Origin of the sequence: uncultured Boseongicola sp. (genome assembly GCF_937988555.1) — a bacterium.
Classification (GTDB): Bacteria; Pseudomonadota; Alphaproteobacteria; order Rhodobacterales; family Rhodobacteraceae; genus Boseongicola.
Genome location: NZ_CALJXO010000322.1, coordinates 1 through 22,460, shown reverse-complemented (window position 1 = coordinate 22,460; position 22,460 = coordinate 1). Strand labels below are relative to the sequence as shown.

The following is a 22,460-nucleotide window of genomic DNA, read 5'->3' as shown; positions in this document are numbered from 1 at the left end:
TGACCCGTCTGACCGACAGCGGCCTGTCGATCACCGAATGGCGGCCCGTGACGGGCGCGTTACCTCCGATGAGCGAAGCTGCTTGGGAAGCCGAGCTGGAAAAATACCGTCAAATCCCGGAATATCAGTTGCAGAACAAGGGCATGAGCATGTCCGAGTTCAAAGTCATCTATTGGTGGGAGTGGGGGCATCGCCAACTTGGTCGCGTCATCGGCCTCGTCTGGGCGCTTGGGTTCTTTTCCTTTTTGTTAATGAGGAAGATCCCCAACGGCTGGACCGGACGATTACTGGTTCTGGGCGGCCTCGGCGGCCTTCAGGGCGCGATAGGGTGGTGGATGGTGTCTTCGGGGCTGACGGGGGGCATGTTGGACGTGGCGTCCTATCGGCTGGCAACGCATCTGGGGCTGGCGTTTGTGATCCTTGGGGGGATCGCGTGGTTCGCGATGTTGCTGGGACGCACGGATGCGGACCTGTTGCAGGCGCGCCGCGCACGCGAGGGTCGGTTGTTCAGCATGGCGACGGGACTGACGTATTTCGTGTTCTTACAAATTCTCCTTGGCGCTTTGGTTGCCGGCATTGATGCCGGGCGCAGCTATAACGAATGGCCATTGATGGGCGGGTCTTTCGTGCCACCTACGGCGTTTGATCTTGAGCCGCTTTGGCGGAATTTCTTTGAAAACGCTGGCTTGGTGCAATTTATACATCGCGTGTCGGGGTATCTGCTTATGGCGTTTGGCCTTATCGTTTGGTGGCGGTCACGCGGGTCTGGCAATGGCGATACGCGGTTCGCGTTCAATTTGGTTCTGGCGCTGATGGTCGTACAGATGGTTATCGGGATCATGACAGTGCTGTATTCGGCGCCCTGGCAGATGGCCATTCTACATCAATTCACGGCGGTGTTGCTTTACGTCGCTGTTCTGCGTGCTCGGTTCCTCGCGCAGTATCCCATGGCTCAATCCGTGCGAGGCAGAACATGACAGTATTTCAGGAGCTTATGACGTTCCAACGCGAAACCGAAGCGCTGGGGCAGGTGATGGGCCGCTTGAGCTGGGACCAGGAAACGGTGATGCCCGAGGGAGCGTGCGAGCAACGCGCCGAGGAGATGGGCGCGCTTGACGGGGTGTTGCACGGGCGACGGACGGACCCTCGGATTGGCGAGTGGCTTGAGATGGCGCAGGCCCCCGATGAGGCGGGCGTGCGACAGTTGGAGGAGATCCGCGTCGAGTTTGAGCGTACTCTGCGGGTGCCTGCGAAATTGTCGGCGGACTTGGCGCGGACCACGTCCTTGGCGCACCGTGTCTGGGCTGAAGCGCGCGCGGCGAACGACTATGAGATGTTTGCACCGAAGCTGTCGGAAGTGCTTGATCTGACGCGGGAAAAAGCAAGCGCGCTGGCAGATGGCGGTGATCCCTACGACGCGCTTTTGCAGGACTACGAGCCGGCCGCGACAGGGGCCGAACTTGAGGCGATGTTTGGCGCTTTACGGCCGAGATTGGTAGAGTTGCGCGAACGCGTGTTGGGGTCTGAACGCCACGTGCCTGCGATCGATCGTGAGTTTGCTGAGGCCGGGCAGATGGCGATTTCAACGAAGCTAGCCGAAGCGTTTGGATATGACAGCGCGTATGGGCGGATTGATAAGGCGGTGCATCCGTTTTCAAGCGGCTCTGGGTTGGATGTGCGGATCACGACGCGGACAGAATTGTGCAATCCAAGCAATTGTTTTTACTCGACGATCCACGAGGTTGGGCATGCGACATACGAGCAGAATGTGGATCGCGCGTATCTTTTGACGCCGCTCGGTCGCGGGGCGTCCATGGGGGTGCATGAAAGTCAGTCGCGCATCTATGAGAACCAGTTGGGACGCTCACGCGCGTTTACGGGATGGTTGTACGCCCGGATGCGGGAGACGTTTGGCGAGTTTGGTGTGGCCAATGAGGATGATTTCTATGCTGCGATAAATCGTTGTCATTCCGGGTTTGTTCGGACTGAAGCTGATGAGGTGCACTATAATCTGCATGTGCTTATGCGGTTCGATCTGGAGCGGGATCTGGTCGCTGGACGGCTCGAGGTGACCGACCTTCCCGAAGCCTGGAATTCACGTTTTTCCACTGACTTCGGGGTTGATGTTGATGTTCCGGCGAACGGTGTGCTTCAGGACGTGCATTGGTCTGAGGCATTGTTCGGATACTTCCCGACGTACACGCTTGGGAACGTCTACGCAGGGTGCCTCAATCAGGCGATGCGCACCGAGGTTTCGGGGATTGATGAGGCCTTGGCGATGGGTGATACAAGGCCTGCAACCGATTGGTTAGGCGAGAAAATTCAACAGCACGGCAAGCGTTATTTACCGAAAGACCTGATCGCGAGGGCGACGGGGGCTGCACCTAGTGAAGCGCCTTTGCTGGATTACCTCGATGCGAAATTCGGCGACATTTACGGCGTGTAGAGGCAATGACTATAACACGTCGGCTTTGTGTCGGTGCAGGCGTTCGCAGAGTTTACCTTGGCTTAACAGCCCACTTGATGGCAGGATCCTTCACTCCAGCGCGGATAAAGTCCTTCACGGCGGCTTCATCCACGCAGTCTATGATTGGGATATACCAGCAGCTTTTATCGCGCTTGTGGGGGCCAAGACGGGCGGCGATGTCGGGGAAATTTGAGTGGCCGGACAGGATGTGCAGCGAGATGTCTTTGGCGCGCATGTTGAAACCAGTGGCGAAGAAATCACCGGATCGGGCGCTTTCGTAGGTGTAGTGATACTCGCCGTAGGCGATCATTTTGCCCCCAAGGTGCGGCTTGCGTCTTGTGGCCTCTCGGAAGAGGGCGTCGAGGCGGTCTGCTTCGGCGCGTTTATTTCGGGTCGTTTATCACATCTTGCGGGTTTCCCATGGATGGTTCCTTTGGCAAGGTTGCGCTCAAGTTAACACGGAGAGGGCAGGCCGTCATGCAGCCGAAACTGACACTGGACGAGGTGCGCGATTTTGTGGCGCGTGAATTTCCGCAGATGGCGGATATTTACCGCGTCGATGCGGTGGGACCGATGAGTGCGCGCGTGTCGATGATGCCGGATGAACGCCACCTGAGACCCGGGGCGACGGTGTCGGGCCCGACGATTTTTGGGTTGGCAGATTGCGGGGTATATTTCGCGCTTATGGCGATGATCGGACCCGAGGCCTTGGCCGTGACGACCAATGGATCGATTGATTTCATGCGCAAACCGGTGGCGGGAAAGGCCTTGGTGGCCGAGGTCACGTTATTGAAGGTTGGGCGCGTTTTAGCGGTTGGTGATGTCGCGGTACATTCAGATGGCTCGCAAGCCCTGATTGCGCGGGCGACGTTTACGTATTCGATCCCGCCAAAAGGCTGATGTGCGTAAACACTTTGTTTCCGCCTGGGCGCTAGGTCAAAGACGTTCCGGCAGCTACAAAGAGGTTATTGATAGCTGGGGGGCTGTTCAAAATGCCAAAACGATTTGTGTCCTTTTTACGAGGTGACCCGGATGCTGTGCCGGGCGACTACCTGTTGGCGATCGTGGCCGTTTTCGGGATTATGTTCGCGGTGATGGCGCGCGCGCTTTACTAACGTACCCGCGCCAAGCGCCTTTAGGAATACATGCCGTCGTAGATCGGTTCGAGCGTTTCTGGATCAAACAGGCTTGAAACAGACGTACCGTGCCAGATGTTCAGGATGGCTTGGGCGAAGATCGGCGCGGTCGGTACGATGCGGATGTTTTCGGCCGCTTTCGTAGCTTCGGTTGGCTCGATGGAATCGGTTATGACAAGACTTTTCATGACAGAAGTCGTCACGCGTTCGATGGCAGGGCCAGATAAAACACCGTGGGTGATATAGGCGTGGACTTCTTTCGCGCCGGCCTGCATCAGTGTTTCCGCGGCCTTGCAAAGCGTTCCAGCGGTGTCGACGATGTCGTCGATGATAATGCAGGTTTGCCCCGTCACATCCCCGATTACGGTCATCTCGGCAATCTCGCCCGCTTTTTCGCGTCGTTTGTCGACGATTGCCAGCGAGCATCCGATGCGGGTTGCAAGCTCGCGCGCGCGCGCCACGCCGCCGACGTCAGGTGATACCACGGTGACGTTCTCCAGCTTGCCTTTGAATTTGTGCTTCACGTCCAAAGCAAAGACCGGCGACGCATAGAGGTTGTCGACAGGAATGTCGAAAAAGCCCTGAATTTGCGCGGCGTGAAGGTCCATCGTAAGGACGCGTTCTATGCCGGCTGACACCATCATGTTCGCAACGAGTTTCGCGGTGATTGGGGTACGGGCTTTCGTGCGGCGATCCTGACGTGCGTACCCGAAGTAGGGCACGACGGCGGTGATGCGGGCGGCGGATGACCGGCGCAGCGCGTCGGACATAATCAGCAGTTCCATCAGGTTATCGTTGGCCGGATTGGAGGTTGATTGCAGGATGAACATGTCCTCACCGCGGACATTTTCGAAAACCTCGACGAAAATTTCGCCATCGTTAAATCGCTCGACTCGTGCATCGACCAGACCGACGTTCATCCCCCTGTGCATGGACAAGCGTCGAGTGACGGCTTTGCCGAGGGTCGGGAGCGCGTTCCCGGTGATGATTTTCGGTTCCTGATGATTTGCCATGGGCAGCCCTGGTCCTGATGCTGTTCCCGACACAGTTTGTGACGGATTCGTAACGTTGACACCGCTTAGCATGAGCCTAGGGTCACGCGAAACAATCCTTTGCCTGAAAGGCACGTAACAAATGCCGCATGTCGACTACTATCTCGCAACGATTTCCCCCAATTGCTACTTTGCAGGGACACGGCCTGCCGAGGTTGCCGCAAAGCATGGCGCGACAATAACCTACAAACCATTGGACATTATGGGTTTATTCGGGCGCACGGGGGGTGTGCCTCCGGGGCAGCGACATGTGTCGCGTCAGGAATATCGGATGATCGAGATCGAGCGGACTGGTGCAGATTTGGAAATGTTAGTGCACCCCAAGCCAGCGTTTTGGCCCACAAATCCGGCGCCTTCGTCTTATGCGGTGATTGCGGCGCAAGCCGCGGGCGGGGGTGACGTTGGCGCATTGGTGGCGACTTTGACGGCGGCCTGTTGGGCGGATGAGAAGAATATTGCGGAAGATGACGTGATCAAAGCCTGTCTTGAAGGGGCGGGATTTGATCCGTCACTGGCAGATTCAGGGTTGTTGTCGGGGGCGCAAGCCTACGAGGCGAACCTTGAAGAAGCCGTTAACATGGGCGTATTTGGGGCGCCTTTCTTTATCACAGATGATGGCGCACGATTCTGGGGGCAGGACCGGATTGATGCGTTGGACCGGCATTTGGCCGGTCGTACCTGAGGACGGTATGGCGAGACCCCTGGGATTGATCCATTGCGGGCTGGCGGATGCCAGTGCATGGGATCGCCTGCTTGAGGCGTTGGCGTTGGACGTGGACCCCGTTCTGATTGAGTTACCGGGGCATGGCACGGCCGACGACTGGGATTCCAGCCGCGATTTTTCGGATCAGGCAATCGAGGTTGCGCTGGACGCTTTGCCGGCCGAGCCGGTGCCGGTGATTGGACATTCGCTTGGGGCGGTTGTGGCGTTGCGGTTGGCGGTAGAGAAATTCTATCGCGTATCGTCTTTGGTGATGGTCGAACCGGTGTTTTTCGCAGCTGTTAAAGGGACGGACGTGGGCGACAAGGCGGCGCGCGACACCGCCCCTTTTGCGCGTAAGCTGGGCCAGGGCAGTGATGCGATGGCGACGCGGGAATTCATGAAACTTTGGGGCGATGGTACGCCGTGGGACGACATCCCGGAAGCACGGCGGCGGTATATGGTGGATCGTATCGGTCTGATTGCAGCGGCGAATGACCTTTTGTGGGAGGATCGCCCAGGGCTTTTGCGCGCCGGGCGTTTAGAAGAAATTGAGGTGCCGGTCACGTTCGTCGAAGGCGGCGAAAGCCATCCTGTTGTGCCAGCCATCGTGGATGTATTGGGGCGACGGATTGCCGACGCCGAGGGTATAACGGTTCCGGGTGCCGGACATATGGCGCCAATCACGCACGCCAATGTCGTGGCCGAGGCGATCCGGGGACGCCTGCAATGGGGCGAAGTCGCGGGCAAGTCTTAGCGCGATCAGGTCGCAGCTTCGGTGGGGTTGCGAAAGAGTATTGGCTCGGGTCCCGCTGACCTTCGTTGGCGCAGATCGCGCGTGCGGTCGAAACGGACATGTTTTAAGGTCGGTCTATTGCGCAATCCCAGATGACGAGATCACGGGTATAAATCTGACAGGTGGCGACGCCCAAACGCGTGGAGACTTTCACGGGCTCAGCTTCGTAAGATGCGGGCGAGAGGCATGCAGATATGCCGACAACAGCAAGAAAAGAAATGGCTAATTTCGGGTTTCAGAATGTTCCGCATTCGCTTCGGCTTTCTGATCGTCATCATGGACACCTAATTGGGTCCACTCTTAGCCCCCTGTATGAGACATATGCCGCGAGACCTGTCCGTTGGCTTCTTGGCGGGAATAGTCGAAATCGTGCCCCTTTGGCTTAAGCCTAATCGCCGCGCGAATTGCGTCTTCAAGGACTGCATCGCTGTCGGGATTGGCGCGCAGGGCGGTGCGTAAATCGGCGTTGTCTTCCTGGCCAAGGCACATGAAAAGTTCACCGGTACACGTCAGGCGCACGCGGTTGCAGCTTTCGCAGAAGTTATGTGAAAGCGGCGTAATGAACCCGATCTGCTGTCCCGTTTCTTCAAGCCTAACATAGCGGGCGGGACCGCCGGTTCGGTGGGAAAGTTCGGTCAATGTGAATTGTTTGGAAAGCTCCACACGCAGGTCTTTCAGGCTCCAGTATTGGCCGATCCGGTCTTCTCCGCCGAGATCGCCCATTGGCATCACTTCGATAAACGTAAGGTCAATATCACGGCTCGCGCACCACTCGACCAGGGTGAAAAGTTCATCTTCATTAAAGCCCTTTAACGCGACGGTATTGATTTTTACCCGCAGTCCGGCGGCCAGTGCGGCATCAATCCCTTTCATGACCTGGGGCAGCCGACCCCAGCGGGTGACGCGGGCAAATTTGTCTTCATCAAGCGTATCGAGAGACACATTGATCCGTCGCACGCCAGCGGCATAAAGATCGTCGGCAAAGCGGGCAAGCTGGCTGCCATTTGTAGACACAGTCAACTCTTTCAGCGCGCCCCTTTCAAGGTGGCGCGACATAGACCGAAGGAAGGTCATGATGTCCCGGCGCACCAAAGGTTCACCCCCGGTGATGCGCAACTTTTCAACCCCAAGACGGATGAATGTCGAGCACATACGGTCGAGTTCCTCGAGGCTCAGTAATTCCTTTTTCGGCAGGAATGTCATATTCTCGGACATGCAATAGACACAGCGAAAATCGCAGCGGTCGGTGACCGAAACCCGAAGGTAAGAAATCGCCCGCTGAAAGGGGTCAATGAGTGGTGCCGTTTCCATGCGAAACAGCGTAAGACGTAGGTGACGGCGCTGCAAGGGGCCGATGGATTTGGGACAGATTTAATTTGAGGGGGCGAGGCATGCGCGTGTGGTTAGCAATGGGTCTGATGACAGGTCTGGCGGCCTGCGCGGTGCCGCCCGAGATGGACGACGCGGCGCCGGAAGGTGTTGTCTTGCCTGAAGTACAAACACCCGCGCCGCCGCCCGGAGCGCGCCGCGTGGACGAATTTGACACGACAACGCAGGCGCAACGGAGCGCTGCGTTGGAGACCTCAGAAGGGGGCGTTTTACTGGGCGAGACGGTGTTGTCTTTGGGGGATCCCGGGCGGGCTGGTTTCTGGGTCGAGACCGCTTTGGTCACGTCGCCCGGGCAGGGCCGTGTCACGCTTCGTGAGGGTGACAAAAGCGTTGAGGTGGCGCTTTTTCCGGGGACCGGAAGCGGACGAATTTCGCTGGCGACTTTGCGATTGCTTGAGGTGCCTTTGACCGACCTTGTCAATGCGAATATATATGAATATCAGTGATCTACACGTTCTTCCTCCGGGCGATTGGTCCGCTATAAGTCGGGATTTTCGCTGGTCAATACCGGCCAGCTTTTCAATGGCGCGAGCCTGCTGCGATGACTGGGCCGCCTTCGAACCCGGACGGACCGCGATCATTGACCTGGCCGAAGACGGCACGCGCATTGTCTGGACTTTTGGGGCGTTGAAAGACGCGTCGGATCGGTTGGCGGCAGCGATGCGCGGCGCAGGTGTCACAAAGGGCGACCGTGTGGCGATTTTTCTGTCGCAATGCCCGGAAGTAATGGTCGCGCATTTCGCGGCAATGAAACTTGGAGCGGTGGTCTTGCCGTTGTTCACGTTGTTTGGGGCGGACGCCCTTGCATTTCGATTGGCCGACAGCGGCGCGATGCTTGGCGTGACAGACGATGCGCATCTCGACAAGCTGATCAGCGCGGCGGCGGGCGGCCCGCTTCACACCATCGTGACGACGGGCGCGCGGGTGCACAACGGCGCACCGCGTGTAATGGCCTGGGAAGACGCGTTGCGCGGTGCTGCGGGCGGGTTCCGCCCCGAGGTCGTGGGCGCCGAAGACCCGGCGGTTTTGATCTATACAAGTGGGACAACGGGGGCGCCCAAAGGCGCGCTTCATGCGCACCGTTTTTTGCTAGGGCATTTACCATCGGTTGAGATGGTTCTGGAGCGGCCGCGGGCGGGGGATGTGGGCTGGACCCCGGCTGATTGGGCGTGGATAGGCGGGCTGATGGATTTGGCGATGCCGACGCTGTACTTCGGGCTGCCGCTGGTGTCTCAAAGGATGCGGAAATTCGATCCCGAAGCCGCCTTTCGACTGATCCGGGACGAGCGGATTTCGGTGATGTTTTTGCCGCCAACCGCATTAAAGCTGATGCGACAGGTTGCGGTACCGGCGGGGCTTTCGGTGCGCGCGATCGGTTCGGGCGGCGAGAGCCTTGGCGCGGATTTGCTGGCCTGGGGGAGGGATGAGTTGTGTGCGCCTATTAACGAACTTTACGGTCAGACGGAGTGTAATCTTGTGGTGTCATCCAGTGCCGGTTTGGGCGTTTTGAAGCCCGGAACCATGGGTCGGGCAGTGCCGGGGCATGATGTTGCAGTGATTGATGCGCAGGGCGCGCCTGTGCCCGCGGGCGACGTCGGCGAGATCGCGGTTCGGCGCGGCGATCCGGTGATGTTTCTCGGGTACTGGAATTTGCCTGAAAAGACGGCGGAGAAGTTTGTTGGGGATTGGCTGCGGACCGGTGATTTGGGGCGGACGGACGACGAGGGGTATCTGACGTATGTAAGCCGGGATGACGATGTAATCACCTCGGCCGGGTATCGGATCGGGCCGACGGAGATTGAGAATTGTCTGATCGGGGACGCAGATGTGGTTAACGCAGCAGCGGTCGGAGTGCCCGATCCGGTGCGCAGCGAGATTGTGAAGGCCTTTGTCGTTCTGCGGGACGGGGTGTCGCAAGACGGCGTCGCCGAGCGGTTGGTGCAGCGGGTGCGAGATCGCGTTAGCCCACATGTTGCGCCGCGTGTGGTGGAGTTTGTTGCGGCCTTGCCAGTGACGGCGACGGGCAAGATTATTCGGCGAGCATTGCGCGAACGCGAGTAGCGCAGGCAAATTGGGTCGCGCAGAAATCAGGTGAGGAGTCGGGCTGCCTCTTTCCGCGCAAAAGGCTTCATCTGTTCACCGTGGGCTTCGAGAAACGCGCGCGTGCGGTCCGGGTCTTTTTTGGAAAGGTCGCGAAGCCACCATGCGACTGCCTTTTGGATGAACCATTCGGGATCGGCCACGTAGGTCGCGGCCCAGCCGAGGATACGCTCGCGTTGCGCGATCTGGTCGGGCTTCGCGAAGCGGTTTTTGGTCCATGGCAGGGTCATGACGAGGGCAGCGCGCCGGGTCCACATGTGATCCGAGCGGGTCCAGGGTTCGACGTCGTCAAGACGGTCTGGATCCCAAGTGAGGCGCTTTTGCCCCGCGATGGCGGCGTGATCTGCGATGGCCCAGGCATCGAAATCGGGTACCCAGGTTTGGACGAGGGTCCAGGCGCCGGCGTCGTCTGGGCGGATGCGGGCTTGGGTCAAAAGCTTGGCGGCGGCGATTCGGGCTTCGTGGATATCGGTTTCCCAAAGATCGCGTGCAAGGCAGAGGCGGTCGTCAAGGTTGAGCGATTTGCGCCATTCCTTTGTGCAGGCGTCGATGACAGGGTTGGTTACGCCAAGGTAGACACGAACTACTTTGTGATAACGCGCCATATCGGCGGATTTTTCGGCGTTTGCGGTCCTGGAAAGGTCGGCAAGGGCGTCGTCGAGGGTCATTCTACGGTTACCGATTTAGCAAGATTTCGGGGCTGGTCGACGTCTGTGCCCTTGGCGACCGCGGTGTGGTAGGCGAGAAGCTGCGCGGGGATCGCATAGAGGATCGGCGCGAGGAGATCAGGGATTTCCGGCATGGTGATGATCGCGGTGGTGCCGTCGCCGGCCTCGATTGCACCGGCACTGTCGGTCACAAGAACGACACGGCCACCACGGGCCATGACCTCGTGCATGTTCGACACGGTCTTGTCGAAAAGCGCGTCACGGGGAGCCATGACAATGACCGGAACAGCGGGGTCGATAAGAGCGATGGGCCCGTGCTTCAATTCTCCGCTGGCATAGCCTTCGGCGTGGATATAGCTGATTTCTTTGAGTTTTAGAGCGCCTTCAAGGGCGATCGGATACATCTGTCCACGCCCGAGAAACAGGATGTCCCGGGCTTTTGCAAGATCTTGGGCGACCTCTGCAATGGTCTCGTTCGCACCAAGCGCGGATGAGATGCGGCCCGGCAAAGTGCGCAGATCGGCGACGTGTTTTTGCAGGTCAGCGTTCGAAAGCGTGCCGCGATCCTGGCCTGCTTTCAACGCAAGCGCGAGCAGGACCGTCAACTGGCAGGTGAAAGCTTTGGTCGATGCGACGCCTATTTCTGTGCCGGCAAGGATCGGCAAGGCTCCATCACTTTCGCGCGCGATGGAGCTTTCGGCGACGTTTACGACCGAGAGGATTTGCGCCCTTTCAGCGACGTGTCGCAGAGCCGCGAGCGTGTCGGCGGTCTCGCCCGATTGGGAGACGAAAATTGCAAGCGTATTGGGGCCGATGGGTGGCGTGCGGTAGCGAAATTCGGAGGCGATATCGACTTCGACAGGGATTTGCGCAAGACGCTCGATCCAGTATTTCGCGGTTGCGCAGGCGAGATAGGCAGTGCCGCATGCGACCATGATAATCCGGTCAATTCCGTTGAAGTTGGGGGTTTGAGGCGGCAGGTTCAGGCCATCGTCAGTCACATAATGTTTGATCGCATCGGCCAGAACGGTGGGCTGCTCGGCGATTTCCTTGGCCATAAAGTGTTTGTGGCCGCCTTTTTCGATCCGTGTTGTGTCGATCTGAATTTGGCGAATGTCGCGGTTTGCGCGTTGGCCGCTAATGTCGAAAATCGTGACGCCATCGCGGGTAAGTTCCGCCCGGTCGCCTTCTTCCAAGTATGTGATGCGGTCGGTCATCGGGGCAAGCGCGATGGCGTCCGAGCCGAGGAACATTTCGCCGTCCCCGTGGCCCACCGCAAGCGGCGAGCCTTTGCGGGCGGCGACGATTAGGTCGCTTTCGCCGTCAAAAAGGAAGGCCAGTGCGAAGGCGCCCTCAAGACAGGCGATGGTCTGTTCGGCAGCATCGCGCGGGGCAAGACCCTGATCGAGGAAGGACTGTGCGAGAAGCGAAATGGTTTCCGTATCCGTTTCGGATTGGGCTTTGTAGCCCTTGGTGGCGAGGTCTTCGCGCAAGGCTTTGAAGTTCTCAATGATGCCATTGTGGACGACTGCGACGGGCCCCGATTTATGGGGGTGGGCGTTTGCGACGGTGGGGGCGCCGTGAGTGGCCCAGCGGGTGTGGCCGATGCCGGATTTGCCAGAAAGCGGTTGATGAACAAGTAGGTCAGAAAGGTTAACAAGCTTGCCGACAGCGCGGCGGCGGTCAAGCTTGCCGTCCGCAACTGTGGCGATCCCGGCACTGTCGTAACCGCGATATTCAAGCCGTTTCAACGCCTCGACAAGGGTCGGGGCAGCTTCGTGATTGCCAAGGATGCCGACGATGCCACACATAGGTTAACCTTTCTTAACGGCCGCTTTGGCCGCGCGGAGTTTCTGGAAAAGGCGGCGGGCGAGGCCGGTCTTGTTTTCTTGCCGGTGGCGACCGATTGCCATGTCACCGTCGGGGACATCCCGGGTGACGATGGTGCCGGTGGCGGTCATCGCTTCATCGCCGATGGTAATCGGGGCGACCAGCATGGTGTTGGAACCTATAAAAACGCGTTTTCCGATGATGGTTTTGTGTTTGAACACACCGTCGTAATTGCAGGTGATGGTCCCGGCACCAATGTTGGTGTCCGCGCCGACTTCCGCGTCGCCGATGTAGGACAAGTGATTTACTTTTGCGCCGTCGCCGATCTGGGCGTTTTTCACTTCAACGAAATTGCCGATCTTAACGTTGTTGGACAGTTCCGCTCCGGGGCGAAGGCGCGCGTAGGGACCGACCACTGCGCCTGACCCGACATGGCAGCCTTCGAGGTGCGAGAAGGCGCGGATTGTGGCACCACTTTCGACGGTTACACCGGGGGCGAAGATGACGTTGGGTTCAACGATTGCGTCGCGGCCGATGTGGGTGTCGTAAGAAAAGTAAACGCTGTCGGGTGCTTGAAGGGTGACGCCGTTAACCATGGCTTCATGGCGGGCGTTGGCTTGGAAGACGGCCTCGGCGACTGCAAGATCGGCGCGGGTATTGATGCCAAGGGTTTCGGCCTCGGAGCAGGTGACGACCTTTGCGGTAAGGCCTTCGGCGTGGCCGAGTTCCACAATGTCAGTAAGGTAGTATTCACCGGCGGCATTGTCATTGCCCACAGTTGCAGAAAGGCGCAGAAGCGTCGCGGCTTCGGCCATGATAACGCCGGAATTACAAAGAGTAATGGCGCGTTCGGCCTTGGTGGCGTCTTTCCACTCTACGATCCGGGTCAAGGTGTTGCCGTCGGTGATAAGGCGGCCGTATCGGGCGGGATCGGCGGCGTTGAAGCCGAGGACGACGATATCAGCGCCGTTTTTGCGGGCGTCCGCCATTGCGGTCAGGGTCTCGGGGCGGATGAATGGGGTGTCGCCGTAAAGGACGACGGCATCGCCGGTTGCATCTTTAAAAGCTGGCGCGGCCATGCTGACGGCGTGGGCGGTTCCAAGCTGTTCGGGCTGCTCGAAGACACGGATATCTTCATCAAGGTTAAGGACAGTCGCGCGTACCGTGTCACCGCCGTGGCCGACGACAACGACGCGTGCGGATACTTCCAGAGTGTCCGCCACGCCAAGCGCGTGGGCAATCATCGGCGCGCCCGCAATCTCGTGCAGCACTTTGGGATGGTCAGACTCCATGCGTGAGCCTTCGCCCGCGGCGAGAACTATGAGGTGGATCGACATGCCTGCTCTTTCCTTTTGTTGCCTGCCGTTTTAGCCGCATTGGGCCAGCCTGCAAGACGGGAGGGCTTCACTTGATGTTGCCGCAGGTTACATCAAAGGGCAGGCGTTTGCCGATGGGGGACGTATGAAGACGGTTGTTTTTGATTTGGATGGGACCCTTGCGGACACAAGCGGGGATCTGATCGCGGCGGCGAATGCGTGTTTTGCGGCCTTGGGGCATGGGGCTTTGCTGGATCCGGTGGGGGATCAGCTGACCGCGTTTCATGGCGGTCGCGCAATGCTTAAGCTTGGGTTTTCGCGGCTTGAAATGGCCGTGGGTGAGGAAGATATTAATCGGGAATATCCGAGACTTCTCAAGCACTACGGCGAGCATATTGATGTCTATACCCGACTTTATCCGGGCGCAGAGGCTGCCGTCGAACGGCTTTTGGCGGATGGGTATCGCACGGCGATTTGCACCAACAAGCCGGAGGGGCTGGCCGAGACTTTGATACAGAGATTGGGTGTGCGGGGGTTGTTCGGGTCCTTGATCGGGGCGGATACCTTGGCGACCCGAAAGCCCGATGCCGCGCCTTATCTGGCCTGTGTTGAACAGGCCGGCGGTGCGGTTGATGCGTCTTTTCTGGTGGGCGATACCGAAACGGATGTGAAAACGGCCCGCGCGGTCGGGGTGCCTTGTGTGTTGGTAAGCTTCGGGCCGGAGGGGCCAGGCATTGCGCGCCTGACGCCGGATGCGATGCTGGACAGGTATGAAGATTTGGACCGGATCGCAGAAGTTTTGGTTGGTTCTTAGCGCGTTAGCCGCTGTGCCCCTTAACGATATCCCAGGCAATCAGCGCGCCGAGACCGCAAAATAGCACTCCGAAAATCGCGGATGTGCCGCAGCTTGAGTTTTGAAAGGGGCGAATGACGGGCCGGTTGAGAAAAATAGCGCGGCAATGGCGTTCGGGATGCCGCCGAGCACGTCGAATTGAAGAGCGATCACGATCATCAGCCAGCTTGGCCCTTCGGGCGGGATGAAAGTGATCACAATCGAGCCGAAGAGCAACAAACTTTGGGGTTGGTCATCATCACCAGATAGGCGGTGCGAAACGGCGCTGTTGTGGCTGGAGAGGCTGCATCGGGTATCAGGGTGAAGACGCCGGGGCATCGTGCTGCGCGGAATGGGCCTATGCCGAGGTCGTTAAGGTAGGCCGCTCCGACGACGCGCGACGCAAAGTACAGCGATGGGAAAACCTCGAAAATGACGGCGATGCAGGAGACCGCTATCAGCGACCATGTGAGGGCGCGCGCGGCGATGACCATCGCCGCACGAAGGCCCGCCGCGCGCTCCGAAGTGGCCGAGGCTGTGATGATCGTCAGGTGATTTGGCCCCAGCGTTGCCCAAGCGGATGGTTTGGATGACGGCGATCGGAGTGAGGATCGCAAGAAGGGCCGAAGTATTCATGTTATACGCTTAGAATGGTTGGGCTTGTCTGCATGGCGTTACCAGTAGGGCGAGATTGACCGGATTGACGTTAAACTGTATTAACTGAACAACTGTTCAATAAAGCAAGGACTGGCCGATGTTTGCGGTGTCTATGCGGTTCGATCTGGGCGAGGATGTCGCAGCGCTTCGCGATATGGTTCATCGCTGGGCGCAGGATCGCGTTAAGCCAATTGCGGGCGAGATTGACGTCTCGAACACCTTTCCAAACGGGCTTTGGACCGAAATGGGGGGCCTTGGGCTTCTTGGAATCACGGTCGGCGAAGACTATGGCGGCGCGGGAATGGGGTATCTGGCACATACAGTTGCGGTCGAAGAGATCGCGCGAGCCAGTGCGTCGGTGGCGTTGTCTTACGGCGCGCATTCCAACCTTTGTGTAAATCAAATCCACCTGAATGGGACCGAGGCGCAAAAGGCGCAGTATCTGCCAAAGCTCGTCTCGGGTGCGCATGTTGGTGCCTTGGCAATGTCTGAGGCGGGGGCAGGGTCTGATGTTGTGTCGATGTCGCTTCGGGCCGAACGGCGGGGCGATGTCTATGTGCTGAATGGCACGAAATACTGGATCACCAACGGGCCGGATGCGGATATTCTGGTGGTTTATGCCAAGACCAACCCCGAGGCCGGATCGAAGGGGATCACGGCGTTTCTGATTGAGCGTAAGATGGCTGGGTTTTCGTCGAGTGCGCATTTTGACAAGCTGGGCATGCGCGGGTCGAACACCGGCGAGTTGGTGTTCGAGGACGTCGAAGTGCCGGTGGAAAATGTGCTGGGCGAGGACGGACGCGGGGTGCGTGTTTTGATGTCGGGCTTGGACTATGAGCGCGTTGTTTTGTCGGGGATTGGCCCCGGTATTATTGCGGCCTGCCTGGATGAGGTCATGCCCTATATGGTGGAACGCAAGCAGTTTGGACAACCTATCGGATCGTTCCAGCTGATGCAGGCGAAGATCGCGGATATGTACACGGCGATGAATTCAGCGCGGGCCTATGTCTACGAGGTCGCCAAGGCCTGTGATCGTGGGGATGTTACACGTGCAGATGCCGCCGCGTGCTGTCTTTATGCAGCTGAAGTTGCGATGACGCAGGCGCATCAGGCGGTGCAGGCGATGGGCGGGGCCGGATTTATGGCGGACGCACCTGTGGCGCGGTTGTTTCGGGATGCGAAATTGATGGAGATCGGGGCGGGCACGTCAGAAATTCGGCGGATGTTGGTCGGACGCGAATTGATGGGGGCGATGGTCTAGCCAGTGGCTGTATATTTCAAAATGCCGCGAAGGGTCGTGCGGGCCACGATGGTATTGTGCTTTGTGGCCGCTGCTTTCGGACTGTGGTTGGGCAGTAAAAACGTGCCGAGTGAAACCGATGTGATCGAGGCGGGCGCGGCGCTTTATGTTGCCGAAACCGGTGGTGACGCGACTGAGTGTGTCGGGGTTCCGGGGACGGGTCTGGTGTGGATCGCCGTGCGCTGTGGTGCGGAGGTGGATGCGCGCGTTTATATGTTCAGCAGGCAAGGATCGTTGATGTCGCTGGAAGGGGAGCTACCTACATGAGGATTTGGCGCTGATGGTATTTGGGACGCTTGTATCGCGGATGTCCGGCTTTCATTGCACGGCTTGTGGCGCGCCTTTGCGGTATTTTCCATTACTCGGCACGTTCGAAGGTGGTCTTGCTGCGCCGGCCGCGTTGTCCGTGGCTTGCGAGGGATGCGGTGCCGAGATGTGTCTGGTCGAGCATCGTGGCTGGTGGAGCCCGTTCCGGCTTGTCATTGGCATTTTGCCCGAATTGGTTTTGGCGTTTGCGGTGTTGTTGATCCTGCGCTGGCTCTTTGATGCGGCCGAGGTGCCGGGGCTGTTGGTTGCGGCGATGATTTTGGGCAAAGCGGCGTTATTCTTGCCGGTGGGATTGGCGGTCGCAGTGATGGAAAACCGCTTGAATCATCGGGTTCAGGCGGCGGAGTCCCTAACTAGAGGGCGTGGTGGTGCGAACGAGGAAGAGACGCCGTGATTGATATTCAGACCAATCCCAACCTTGAGCGGGTGTTGCGCGAGCAGGATGCATACCGCGCGGCCCGGCCTTCAGCGTTGCCACGGCTGATGCGGTCTTTGTCGCGGCCCGTGGGGTTTTTGACCCATCGGCTGATCCCGGCCGAGGCAATTGAGTTGGCGATCCGGGGGGCGGATTGGGTGGCTTCAAGTTCGATCCGTAAAGCTGCTGTGCAACACGATTTTTCTGACCTTGCGGCTTGCGAGCAAGCGGTTGCCGACGTGCGGCGCTGGGCGCTTGGCTATGCTGTGACGGGCGGTGGTGCTGCAGGCGCATTTGGCGCGTTGGGGCTTGCGATTGATGTGCCGGCGACGATTGCTTTGGCGCTTCGCACGGTGCGGCTGACGGGGCTGTGTTATGGCTTTGGCGGCGACAGTGAGGCCGAGCGGGTTTATATTCTCGACACGCTCAGTCTTGCGGGGGCGAATTCGACTGAGGAAAAGACCGACGCGATGGCGCGGCTGAACCGCGAGCGGTCTGAATTTGACCGCGAAAGCTGGCAAAAGATCGTGAAGCTGACGGGTCAGACAGGCGGGACCTTGGCGGCGACGCGGCGGGTGGCGACGACGTTGGGGGTGAATTTGTCGACGCGCAAAGTGGCGCAATTAACGCCGATTATTGGGGCGGCGGTCGGGGCCGGGGTCAATGCGGCCTTCCAAAACGATGTCGCAGCGGCTGCGCGGTTTGGCTATCGGGCGCGCTGGCTTGAAGTGAACGAACGGATCATCGAAGGCGTGATAGACGCGCAGAAGGCAGGCAATTGAGAGAATTTTCCGCCTTGATTGCAATGGCTTTGCCGGTGGGCGCTGAAGGGATTTCGTTTTCCATTGAGACGACCAGGCTTTGTCTGGAAGGCGCCGAGGGGCTTGAGCGCTTTGAGTGCATCGGCGCTTCGGCGGGGTTTGTATGGAAACGACCGAGGGCACGACAACTGTTGGAATGGGGTTTTGTATCGGGCTGGAGCTTGGCTTTTGGGATGAAAAGTTGAACATGGTTTATGCCGATTTGCGCAGCGTCGAGCGTTCCGTGGTGGACACGGTGCCCGCCGGTGGACCGAGCGTTCCCGACAGCGCGAAAGCGTTGCGCGATATGCAGCGTGCATGGATGGGGTACCGCGATGCGGCTTGCTTTTACGAGTATTCCACATGGGGTGGTGGCACCGGCGGCGGACCTGCCAATGCGGCCTGCCTTTTGGATTTGACCGCGCGACAATCGCTGGTGTTGGAAGATCGCCTTCAGGAGTGCGTGCAATGAAACTTACGTCTTCGGTTTCACCGTCATCGGACGCCTTTCGCGCCAACGAGGCGGCCAATTCTGCGGCGTTAGATATGGCGGCTGAGGCTGCTGTTCTGGCGGCGGCAGGGGGCGGCGGCAAGGCGCGCGAGCGGCATGTGGGGCGCGGAAAGATGTTGCCGCGCGACCGGGTGGCAGGTTTGCTGGACCCGGGTTCTGCCTTTCTTGAGATCGGCGCGACAGCGGCCCATGAGATGTATGATGGTGCGGCTCCGGGGGCAGGCGTTATTGCCGGCATCGGTCGCGTGCTGGGCCTTGATGTTATGATTATTTGCAACGATGCGACGGTGAAGGGTGGCACGTATTATCCGCTAAGCGTCAAAAAGCATTTGCGCGCGCAGGAGATTGCCGAGGCCTGTCATTTGCCTTGTGTTTATCTGGTGGATTCCGGCGGTGCGAACCTGCCCAATCAGGACGAAGTCTTCCCGGACCGCGATCATTTCGGCCGGATATTCTACAATCAGGCGCGGATGTCTGCCGCCGGGATTGCTCAGATCGCCGTGGTGATGGGGTCATGTACGGCGGGTGGGGCTTACGTGCCTGCCATGTCGGACGTTACGATTATTGTTAGAGATCAGGGTACGATCTTCCTGGCGGGGCCGCCTTTGGTGCAGGCAGCAACCGGAGAGGTCGTCACGGCTGAGGATTTGGGCGGCGGTGATGTGCATACGCGATTGTCCGGTGTTGCAGACTATCTGGCCGAAGACGACGCGCACGCTTTGGCTTTGGCGCGCCAAGCCGTCGGGAATTTGAACCGGCGTTTGCCTGACAACGTGGTTTGGGCCACGTCGGAAGAGCCTGCCTATGATCCGGGCGAATTGCTGGGTGTGGTGCCGGGAGATTTGCGCGAGGCCTATGACATTCGCGAAGTGATTGCGCGGCTGGTGGATGGCTCGCGGTTTGACGAGTTCAAGGCGCGCTTTGGCGAGACCTTGGTGTGCGGGTTTGCTCATGTGAAGGGCTGCCCGATCGGGATTGTCGCCAACAACGGTGTGCTGTTTGGCGAAAGTGCAGAGAAGGGTGCGCATTTTATCGAGCTGTGTTCGCAGCGATGTATCCCCCTGGTATTCCTGCAAAATACTACCGGATTCATGGTTGGGCGCGCCTATGAGAGCGCCGGGATTGCGCGGGCCGGGGCCAAGATGGTGACAGCTGTGGCGACGACGTCCGTACCGAAAATAACGATGATTGTTGGTGGGTCGTTCGGGGCCGGGAACTACGGGATGGCGGGGCGTGCGTATTCACCTCGGTTCTTGTGGACATGGCCGAACAGTCGGATTTCGGTGATGGGTGGCGCCCAGGCGGCGGGGGTTTTGGCGACGGTTAAAAGAGCGTCGATTGAGCGGTCAGGCGGGGCATGGTCCGAGGACGAAGAGGCCGAATTTAAGCAGCCCACGATTGATATGTTCGAGCGGCAATCGCATCCCTTGTATGCCTCGGCGCGGCTGTGGGATGACGGTATTATTGATCCGCGCAAATCACGCGACGTGCTGTTTTTGAGCCTGAAAGCCGCCTTGAGTGCGCCCATCGAGGAAACACGTTTCGGCGTGTTCCGGATGTGACTTTGGCGGTTGTTTTGGCTGGGCGGTATCACGTCGCTCTAACGTCGGTATTGCATCGATGTGGGCGTTCTCGGTGTTTAGGTCTGCTTGAGAGATGTCTTTGCCTGCGGCGCAGGTATTTGAAAAAGGGAGAAGCTGTATGGGTGTGAAGCGCGCGCTTGGTCTGCAACTTCCTCGGCATGTCAGTTGAGTGATGATGCCATTCTTCAACTTGGCGGGCTGTTGATATCGATTATGGGGTATCAGTATCCGTCAAATGACGACCTTTGGGACGGGAATTGGCGCGTCGTGCGCGCTGAATTGGCGGCGCCGAGGTGCAGAGTTGAACGTGTTGGCCCGTTTGTCCGCACGACAGAGCTTGCCGGTTTTGCTGAGGATCAGTCCTCCTTCAGCAGGCTTGAAACTGAGAGTGCCAAGTTGGACTGTTTGGAAGCGTCCTTTAGTATTTCGGGGGCAAGGGAAGGAAGTCTGGGCGTGATGCGTTTTGGAGTCTCTTTAACACCGAATATCGCCAATCAGACGCATCATGTGAGTTTTGTTGGCGATATAAGCGAGCGGACCACGCTTCTCGAAGATATCAAGCGCGTGAACCGACACTATCGTGTTTGGGGAGAGAGAGATGCTTGAAACCCTACTTATTGCAAACCGGGGCGAGATTGCCTGCCGGGTGATCGAGACCGCCCGCGCAATGGGAATCGAGACGGTTGCGGTCTATTCAGATGCGGACGCAGGGGCGCGGCATGTGGCGCTTGCAGATCGTGCGGTGCGGATTGGCGCGGCGGCTTCCGCGGAAAGTTATTTGCGCGGCGACCGCATTATCATGGCCGCTTTGGAAGCAGGGGCAGATGCGATCCATCCGGGTTATGGGTTTTTGAGCGAGAACGCGGATTTTGTGTCGGCTGTGGAGGCATCGGGGCTGATCTTTGTGGGGCCTTCGGCGGACGCGATCCGAGCCATGGGTCTGAAGGACAAAGCCAAGGCCTTGATGGCTGAGGTGGGCGTGCCTGTAGTGCCGGGGTATCACGGGGCGGATCAGAAACCCGGTCGCCTGGAAGTCGAGGCGGCTGAGGTCGGGTATCCCGTCTTGATCAAGGCGGTTGCGGGCGGTGGCGGCAAGGGGATGCGCCGTGTCGATGGGCCGGACGATTTCATTGATGCATTGGAAAGTGCCAAGGCCGAGGCGCGTAGGGCGTTTGGCAATGACGCTGTGTTGATCGAGAAGTACGTGGCCAAGCCTCGCCATATTGAGGTGCAGGTCTTTGGCGATGGCACGCATGTGGTGCATCTGTTTGAGCGCGATTGTTCGCTTCAGCGGCGACATCAGAAGGTGATCGAGGAAGCGCCGGCTCCGGGGATGACGCAAGACCTGCGCGAGGCCATGTGTGCGGCGGCCGTGCGGGCAGCCGAGGCCGTTGCGTATAAAGGGGCGGGGACGGTGGAGTTTATCGTCGATGCTTCGGACGGGCTTCGGGCGGATCGGTTCTGGTTCATGGAGATGAACACACGGCTGCAGGTCGAGCATTCTGTGACCGAGGCGATCACCGGGGTTGATCTTGTGGAGTGGCAGTTGCGGGTTGCGGGCGGCGAGGCGATGCCATTGGCGCAGAAAGATTTGGCGGTCCGGGGCCATGCGATTGAGGCGCGCATATACGCCGAGGATGCGGAAGCCGGTTTTTTGCCCAGCGTCGGGACGTTGGAGCATATGGTTTTCCCACAGGGCGCAAGGGTGGACACGGGCGTGGTCGAGGGAGATGCAATCTCGCCCTATTACGATCCGATGATTGCCAAGTTGACGGTGCATGGTGCGGATCGGGACGCGGCTTTGCGTGCGATGGCCCGCGCGCTCGACGACACCGAGGTTGCGGGTACGATGACGAATATCGGTTTTTTGGGTCGTCTTGTGGCGCATCCGGGCTTTCAGACCGGCGATGTGGATACCGGGATTATCGATCGCGATGGAGCGTGGCTTGTGACGCCGGACGCCATGTCCGGCGAGGCGAAGGCCGTAGCGGCGATGACGGCTTTGGGCCTGTCGGGGGCGGTGTTGCAGGGGTTCTCGCTTTGGACGCCGTTGTCGTATTTTGTTGGAGTTGGCGAGGATATTGTTCGAGTGACGCCAATGTCCGGCGGCGCGGACGTCGAGGTTGCGGGGCAGCTTTTGCGACTTTCATGGTGTGATGGCGCTTGGCGCGTGGACGGCGCGAAGCTGCGTTTGAAAGCGGTGCGTGTGCCAGGGGCCGTGCATGTGTTTGGCCCCGGTGGCGGCGTTGTTGCTCTGGCAGACCCGTTGGCGCGGGGAGACGCCGCGCGTGCGGGCGCCATTTTGGCGCCGATTCCGGGACAGGTGACGCGGGTCTTGGTCAACGCTAACGCGAAGGTGATGGAAGGCGATGTGCTGGCGGTATTAGAGGCGATGAAGATGGAGCATCGGCTTCTTGCGGCGCGCGACGGTGTCGTGGCCGAGGTTCTGGTGCGGGTTGGCGATCAGGTGGATGCGGGGGCCGAACTTGTGCGTTTGGAGGAAGAGACGTGAGAGCGCATGAATGTACTGTTTGCGCCGTGTTGACGCGCGTCACGGTGCCTCCGGCGAGCATTTTTCTGA

The 22,460-nt window shown here is 59.1% G+C and carries 24 protein-coding genes and 1 pseudogene; 17 read left to right on the top strand and 8 right to left on the bottom strand.

Annotation, left to right across the window (positions count from 1 at the left end):
* The coding region (ctaA, locus tag Q1B15_RS19440) for a heme A synthase (protein WP_299756966.1) at positions 1–977 on the top strand (977 nt) is incomplete at its 5' end.
* Positions 974–2,446: a carboxypeptidase M32 gene (locus Q1B15_RS19435; protein ID WP_299756963.1), complete on the top strand. Its 1,473-nt coding sequence runs from the start codon at positions 974–976 to the stop codon at positions 2,444–2,446. The genes ctaA and Q1B15_RS19435, both read left to right, overlap by 4 nt.
* 52 nt (positions 2,447–2,498) lie before the next feature.
* Here the strand turns inward: Q1B15_RS19435 and Q1B15_RS19430 are convergent.
* Positions 2,499–2,840 (bottom strand): annotated as a pseudogene (locus Q1B15_RS19430) (DUF1801 domain-containing protein); the annotation flags it as partial.
* Positions 2,841–2,944: 104 nt separating this feature from the next.
* On the opposite strand from Q1B15_RS19430, the gene Q1B15_RS19425 reads away from it, so the two are divergent.
* Both Q1B15_RS19425 and Q1B15_RS19420 read left to right on the top strand, forming a co-directional pair.
* Positions 2,945–3,367 (top strand): PaaI family thioesterase, encoded by a 423-nt coding sequence (locus tag Q1B15_RS19425; RefSeq protein WP_299756961.1) that lies wholly within the window; start codon positions 2,945–2,947, stop codon positions 3,365–3,367.
* A 92-nt stretch (positions 3,368–3,459) separates the two neighbouring features.
* Complete coding sequence (locus Q1B15_RS19420) at positions 3,460–3,582, top strand: hypothetical protein (RefSeq protein WP_299756960.1); 123 nt, start codon at positions 3,460–3,462, stop codon at positions 3,580–3,582.
* A gap of 20 nt (positions 3,583–3,602) precedes the next feature.
* Here the strand turns inward: Q1B15_RS19420 and Q1B15_RS19415 are convergent, their stop codons facing one another.
* A complete protein-coding gene (locus tag Q1B15_RS19415) occupies positions 3,603–4,616 on the bottom strand; it encodes a ribose-phosphate pyrophosphokinase (protein WP_299756958.1) in 1,014 nt (337 codons plus the stop codon).
* Between the two features lie 121 nt (positions 4,617–4,737).
* Between Q1B15_RS19415 and Q1B15_RS19410 the strand changes: the two genes are divergently transcribed.
* Together Q1B15_RS19410 and Q1B15_RS19405 are read left to right on the top strand one after the other, a co-directional pair.
* Positions 4,738–5,337, top strand: a complete 600-nt coding sequence (locus Q1B15_RS19410; protein WP_299756956.1) for a 2-hydroxychromene-2-carboxylate isomerase — start codon at positions 4,738–4,740, stop codon at positions 5,335–5,337.
* 7 nt (positions 5,338–5,344) lie between these two features.
* Positions 5,345–6,112, top strand: coding sequence for an alpha/beta hydrolase (locus tag Q1B15_RS19405; RefSeq protein ID WP_299756955.1), 768 nt, complete (start codon positions 5,345–5,347; stop codon positions 6,110–6,112).
* A 339-nt stretch (positions 6,113–6,451) separates the two neighbouring features.
* Here Q1B15_RS19405 and moaA read toward each other — a convergent pair whose 3' ends face one another.
* The gene (gene moaA / locus Q1B15_RS19400; protein WP_299756952.1) at positions 6,452–7,462 is read right to left on the bottom strand and encodes a GTP 3',8-cyclase MoaA; all 1,011 of its coding nucleotides are present in this window, start codon (positions 7,460–7,462) and stop codon (positions 6,452–6,454) included.
* Between the two features lie 80 nt (positions 7,463–7,542).
* Between moaA and Q1B15_RS19395 the strand changes: the two genes are divergently transcribed.
* The gene (locus Q1B15_RS19395; protein WP_299756950.1) at positions 7,543–7,986 is read left to right on the top strand and encodes a D-galactarate dehydratase; all 444 of its coding nucleotides are present in this window, start codon (positions 7,543–7,545) and stop codon (positions 7,984–7,986) included.
* A gap of 76 nt (positions 7,987–8,062) precedes the next feature.
* Positions 8,063–9,601, top strand: coding sequence for an AMP-binding protein (locus Q1B15_RS19390; protein ID WP_299756948.1), 1,539 nt, complete (start codon positions 8,063–8,065; stop codon positions 9,599–9,601).
* A gap of 26 nt (positions 9,602–9,627) precedes the next feature.
* On the opposite strand, the gene Q1B15_RS19385 is transcribed toward Q1B15_RS19390, so the two are convergent.
* The 3 genes from Q1B15_RS19385 to glmU are packed head-to-tail and all read right to left on the bottom strand — an operon-like array spanning position 9,628 to position 13,475.
* Positions 9,628–10,308 (bottom strand): DNA alkylation repair protein, encoded by a 681-nt coding sequence (locus Q1B15_RS19385; RefSeq protein ID WP_299756945.1) that lies wholly within the window; start codon positions 10,306–10,308, stop codon positions 9,628–9,630.
* Positions 10,305–12,119: a glutamine--fructose-6-phosphate transaminase (isomerizing) gene (gene glmS, locus Q1B15_RS19380; RefSeq protein WP_299756942.1), complete on the bottom strand. Its 1,815-nt coding sequence runs from the start codon at positions 12,117–12,119 to the stop codon at positions 10,305–10,307. Before glmS ends, Q1B15_RS19385 begins: the two co-directional genes overlap by 4 nt.
* A gap of 3 nt (positions 12,120–12,122) precedes the next feature.
* The gene (glmU, locus tag Q1B15_RS19375; protein ID WP_299756940.1) at positions 12,123–13,475 is read right to left on the bottom strand and encodes a bifunctional UDP-N-acetylglucosamine diphosphorylase/glucosamine-1-phosphate N-acetyltransferase GlmU; all 1,353 of its coding nucleotides are present in this window, start codon (positions 13,473–13,475) and stop codon (positions 12,123–12,125) included.
* Positions 13,476–13,599: 124 nt separating this feature from the next.
* Between glmU and Q1B15_RS19370 the strand changes: the two genes are divergently transcribed.
* Entirely contained in the window at positions 13,600–14,268 is a 669-nt protein-coding gene (locus Q1B15_RS19370; protein ID WP_299756937.1) for an HAD-IA family hydrolase, read from the top strand.
* A gap of 39 nt (positions 14,269–14,307) precedes the next feature.
* On the opposite strand, the gene Q1B15_RS19365 is transcribed toward Q1B15_RS19370, so the two are convergent.
* Positions 14,308–14,505: a hypothetical protein gene (locus Q1B15_RS19365; protein ID WP_299756934.1), complete on the bottom strand. Its 198-nt coding sequence runs from the start codon at positions 14,503–14,505 to the stop codon at positions 14,308–14,310.
* Entirely contained in the window at positions 14,502–14,903 is a 402-nt protein-coding gene (locus tag Q1B15_RS19360) for a LysE family transporter (protein ID WP_299756931.1), read from the bottom strand. Before Q1B15_RS19360 ends, Q1B15_RS19365 begins: the two co-directional genes overlap by 4 nt.
* Positions 14,904–15,040: 137 nt before the next feature.
* On the opposite strand from Q1B15_RS19360, the gene Q1B15_RS19355 reads away from it, so the two are divergent.
* From Q1B15_RS19355 to Q1B15_RS19320, 8 genes are all read left to right on the top strand, one after another.
* A complete protein-coding gene (locus Q1B15_RS19355; protein ID WP_299756929.1) occupies positions 15,041–16,204 on the top strand; it encodes an acyl-CoA dehydrogenase family protein in 1,164 nt (387 codons plus the stop codon).
* 102 nt (positions 16,205–16,306) lie between these two features.
* Positions 16,307–16,510, top strand: a complete 204-nt coding sequence (locus Q1B15_RS19350) for a hypothetical protein (protein WP_299756926.1) — start codon at positions 16,307–16,309, stop codon at positions 16,508–16,510.
* Positions 16,511–16,523: 13 nt separating this feature from the next.
* Positions 16,524–16,964, top strand: a complete 441-nt coding sequence (locus Q1B15_RS19345) for a hypothetical protein (RefSeq protein WP_299756923.1) — start codon at positions 16,524–16,526, stop codon at positions 16,962–16,964.
* On the top strand, positions 16,961–17,767 hold the full coding sequence (locus tag Q1B15_RS19340; RefSeq protein ID WP_299756920.1) for an EcsC family protein: 807 nt from the start codon (positions 16,961–16,963) through the stop codon (positions 17,765–17,767). Before Q1B15_RS19345 ends, Q1B15_RS19340 begins: the two co-directional genes overlap by 4 nt.
* Positions 17,768–17,909: 142 nt before the next feature.
* Positions 17,910–18,257 (top strand): lysozyme inhibitor LprI family protein, encoded by a 348-nt coding sequence (locus Q1B15_RS19335; protein ID WP_299756917.1) that lies wholly within the window; start codon positions 17,910–17,912, stop codon positions 18,255–18,257.
* Positions 18,254–19,858: a carboxyl transferase domain-containing protein gene (locus Q1B15_RS19330; protein WP_299756914.1), complete on the top strand. Its 1,605-nt coding sequence runs from the start codon at positions 18,254–18,256 to the stop codon at positions 19,856–19,858. Before Q1B15_RS19335 ends, Q1B15_RS19330 begins: the two co-directional genes overlap by 4 nt.
* Before the next feature lie 186 nt (positions 19,859–20,044).
* A complete protein-coding gene (locus tag Q1B15_RS19325; RefSeq protein ID WP_299756912.1) occupies positions 20,045–20,485 on the top strand; it encodes a hypothetical protein in 441 nt (146 codons plus the stop codon).
* Entirely contained in the window at positions 20,478–22,391 is a 1,914-nt protein-coding gene (locus tag Q1B15_RS19320; protein ID WP_299756909.1) for a biotin carboxylase N-terminal domain-containing protein, read from the top strand. Before Q1B15_RS19325 ends, Q1B15_RS19320 begins: the two co-directional genes overlap by 8 nt.
* The last annotated feature ends 69 nt before the right edge of the window (positions 22,392–22,460 follow it).